The sequence below is a fragment of the Paenibacillus sp. 01L418 genome (assembly GCF_056400045.1).
The window spans coordinates 1-3,933 of sequence record NZ_JBFTSN010000523.1 but is presented as its reverse complement, the minus strand read 5'-3'; the positions used below and the strand labels follow the sequence as shown (position 1 = coordinate 3,933).

The 3,933-nt window shown below is 41.1% G+C and carries 6 protein-coding genes; 1 reads left to right on the top strand and 5 read right to left on the bottom strand.

Features of this window, described 5'->3' with window-relative positions; translation table 11 throughout:
• On the top strand, positions 1-554 hold a 554-nt coding region (locus AC1DSE_RS31905; RefSeq protein WP_477528809.1), incomplete at its 5' end, for a carbohydrate-binding protein.
• A gap of 56 nt (positions 555-610) precedes the next feature.
• Here the strand turns inward: AC1DSE_RS31905 and AC1DSE_RS31900 are convergent.
• The 5 genes from AC1DSE_RS31900 to AC1DSE_RS31880 all read right to left on the bottom strand — a co-directional run.
• Complete coding sequence (locus tag AC1DSE_RS31900) at positions 611-1,450, bottom strand: SDR family oxidoreductase (RefSeq protein WP_477528808.1); 840 nt, start codon at positions 1,448-1,450, stop codon at positions 611-613.
• Positions 1,451-1,467: 17 nt separating this feature from the next.
• Entirely contained in the window at positions 1,468-1,974 is a 507-nt protein-coding gene (locus tag AC1DSE_RS31895) for a YfiT family bacillithiol transferase (RefSeq protein WP_477509873.1), read from the bottom strand.
• 22 nt (positions 1,975-1,996) lie between these two features.
• Entirely contained in the window at positions 1,997-2,491 is a 495-nt protein-coding gene (locus AC1DSE_RS31890; protein WP_477528807.1) for an NUDIX domain-containing protein, read from the bottom strand.
• Entirely contained in the window at positions 2,488-3,198 is a 711-nt protein-coding gene (locus AC1DSE_RS31885) for a hypothetical protein (RefSeq protein WP_477528806.1), read from the bottom strand. The genes AC1DSE_RS31890 and AC1DSE_RS31885 overlap by 4 nt, the downstream gene beginning before the upstream one ends.
• A 440-nt stretch (positions 3,199-3,638) precedes the next feature.
• Positions 3,639-3,933, bottom strand: a 295-nt coding sequence (locus AC1DSE_RS31880; RefSeq protein ID WP_477528805.1) for an EVE domain-containing protein, incomplete at its 5' end; no start/stop codon positions are given.

Here is a 3,933-nt window from a genome sequence, read left to right as displayed (position 1 = left end):
ATACAGGCGGACAGCGTGCTTCCTACAACGGCTCTGAATACGAAGCTAAATGGTGGACAAAAGGAGAGCGCCCAGATATTAGCAGCGTGTGGAAATTAATTGGTCCATGCGGCAATGCAGGACCAGCCGATACTACAGCGCCAACTGCCCCAAATAATCTTCAAGCAACAGGTGCTACAGCTTCTACCATTAGTCTTTCATGGGGAGCATCAACGGATAATGTCGGAGTTACCGGTTACACCGTTTATTATGGCTCTTCCAGCCTCAATGTTGCTGGAATTACAGCTACCGTTAGCGGTCTTACAGCAAACACAACCTATAGCTTTACAGTGAAAGCAAAGGATGCTGCAGGAAATTTGTCGGCAGCTAGCAACGTACTTCAAGCCTCAACAACAGCTGGCTCAGGTGGAACAACGACTTGGGCTGCTCAAGCAAGCTATGTTGCTGGAAGTACAGTAACCTACGCAGGCCTCTCCTATGTTTGTCTCCAGCCTCATACCTCACTGGTTGGCTGGGAGCCGCCAAATGTGCAATCTTTGTGGCGGCTTCAATAGTAAAGTAAAAAAATGGACTATGGGCGCAATAACTCATAGTCCATTCCTATCTTATATTACATTTCTAATTGAAGTTTACGGGTATTCAGCATGCCCTCCAGCCCCGTAGGATCGTTGCTTACTTTATATTGTACAAACGCTTCAGCTTTATCGGATGTACGAATGCGCAGCGGCTTCGTCTCCATATTTACTAACTGAAGCACAACATCAGCAACAGATTCAGAAGTTTGAGGAACGGAGTTTCGCTTGGAAAAGGTATTAATAATGGTGTCATACGTTTGTTTATATTCATCATCTGGAATACCGCCTGTTTTTTCAATATGTGCAAAAACAGTATTGTTGAAATGGGTCCCAATTGCTCCAGGCTCCAGCAGAGTCACATCAATATTAAATGCAGGCTTGTAGTAGGTCGCTAAGCTCTCCAACAACCCTTCAACTGCAAACTTGCTTGCGCAATAAATTTCATTTAATGGTTGTCCGACCAATCCGCCTACGCTCGTCGTTGCGATCAAATGCCCAGAGTTTGATTTGCGAAGGAGTGGCAAACCCGCTCGAATCGTATGCATAACCCCGTACACATTCGTATCAAAAACAGCTTGAATTTCCTCGAAAGTAGCTTGACCTAGTGCACGTAATAGCCCAAATCCTGCGTTGCAAAATAAAACATCCATATAACCGTGTTTTTGCTTAATGACCTCAAATGCCTGCTCTAATGATTCCGGTTTAGTTACTTCCATTTCAATGAAATGGAAATTTGGCTGATCGCTATACTTTGTTTGATCACGTTCTGCATGCCGAGTTCCARCGTAGACGATCCATCCCTCTTCAGCAAATTTTAATGCTGTTGCAAGACCTATTCCGGATGAGGCACCTGTAATGGCAATAATTTTATTCATGCCTGATTCTCCTTTTTTTAAAATATGGAAACGATCTGTGCAGTATGATGCCGATTATGCCAAATGAATCGTTGAAGCGCAGCATCAAGACTCATGGCGCCATGAGTTGGACTTGTAAACGTTCGTTGAAAATCGGATGATTGTAAAGATCGGAGAATTGCTGTAAACCGACCATGAATGGATTCTAGGAGATTCAGCGATGTTTCGAGCGGTGTTTCATAATCGCTTAATTCCGCCCATAAATTTTCTCTATACGAGCTAGCCGTGGGATTATTCTCCGTTAGCGCTCTCTTGAAACGGATAAAAGCATTCATATCGTTGTCAGCCATATGGTGAACAACCTGCCTGACGGTCCAACTGCCCGGACGGTATTGTAAAAGCAGCTGCTCAGACGTTAAATTTTGTACCGTGTGCCGCAGAGTCGGAGATATTTGCGACACATCCTCAATCCAGCTTTGCCGAAGCTCGGTCGTTGCATGCTGTATGAGTTCAAATTGCCCGATTGGATAACGTAAATCATTCATATGCTCACCCCCCATTCTTTAATTAACCTTCAATAAACATAGGGATTTCCATATGGTTAGGATTAGAAATCCATTGTGACAATACATTTCTCGTTGGCGCTCCCATAATAAAATTCAAGTCATTATCGGGATGCAAACTATAGTCGGTTATCTCATGCAATGGAATCCATGCTATGCCAATCTGATGAAGGTCTGGTGTTTCACCGACCRATGCTTCATTGTCGGACGTAATAGCACACAAAAACGTAAAATCAATTTGATGAACATCCGGTTCTAATTCAAAAAACGATGAATCTCTTTTTGCGATAAACTCATTAATAAAAAGTAATTGTTCAATTTCAACCTTTAAACTTACCTCTTCTAATACTTCTCTCTTCAACGTTTCATGGATACTTTCACCATGTTCCTGCCCTCCTCCTGGGAGAACATAAAATTCTCCTTGGACACCAGCCCTCCGTAAGACGAGCAATTGCTCGTCTTTTATAATGACTGCCCTAGCTGCCGTTCTAATTCTCACGTTATCACCTCATTATTGTTATCGCGTTTTCCTTGAAGATTTACATTTGCTGATTGCCTTATTGCTCTTGCATTTTTTATGCTTGTCGCTTCTAATAATTTGTTTAAAATATGTACTGGAGTGTTGGCGTTTTGGGATAATGACAGCCAAACATAGGGCTCTTTTGTCTCAAAAAGGGATTGAAACTCTTCAAGTGTTAAATCATTGCGGTTCGCATATTTAGCAGTGTCCACCACAGTAAGCAATCTTTGCAATGAATCTGCATCCATATTCCTGTTTATAGCCGCTTCGAGCAATCTTCGCTTTTCAGGTGATGACGGCTGTTTATAAATCAAGCTCTCCATCATCCATTTATGATAATCGTATTTGTTAAACAGCAGCTCCATTTCTTCATGGCTAAAGGATAGTTGAGTGTAGACGTCTATCGCTAGTGTCAATAAGGCTTCGTCTACGATCTCTGCTAATCTCCACAAGACATCGTAGTCTTGTTTGGAGTGACCTAAATCCATAATAGCAATATTCCTATCTATAAGGGAAAAAGCGATTTGTTTCGGGAGAGGTTTATCGTATAACGAGATCAGGTTTTTCCAAACCTCCTCCTCCCCATCCGTATTCTTAGCTTCATTGTAAATTTCAAATAATATGTCTTCCGTTAATTCTATTTCCATTTGATTAGAATGTAACAATTGTTCGATAAAAGGATTCATTTTACTCCACTCCTTTCATTAAGAAACGTCAATCCATAGCATACAGATTATTAAATTATTCAATAGCTTGATCCAATAGTTGTTGATTCATATCCGAAATCGTTTCATTTGTATAATAGGCAAGATGTGGTGTACATACAACATTAGGCAGATCATATAGCTTTCGAACGTTTGCTCTAATTTATTTCGTTCCTGTGCTGTTAGATGAATTGTTTTGTCTACTGCACATTGCCATTTCTGCTTCATTTCTATCCTCATCTCATGAATTCTATAGGTTTAATTTCATAATAATAGAGAACCTAAACCGTTTCCAATATCTAGTTTATATAGGAAAAATAGATACAACCTATAACAAAGCACCTCAGAAATTGAAACAGCGACAGCCTAGGATATGAAAATAAAGTCCTAGAGTGTCGCTGTTTTATGAACTTTCTATCCGCTCATTTTAGCATCGCACTGGCAATTGTCAAAAAGTCCTCTCGACCAATCTCAAAATGACCGTAGCGGAAGGAATACCCCCAATTTCGGTTCCCGCGAGTGAAGCTAAGCTTTTCTAAAAGACCTCTAATCTGTACCTCACGGCATGAAATATAGCGGATATTTCTGCGTAATGGCACAAATGATTCTGACATCTGATATTCGTAGACTATATCATCATCCACTTCCCCGATAGCGGTAAACGCTTGGAGTGGTGCCCCTTTCCTCATTTCTGTTCGCGGGGAATAGTAGATCAAC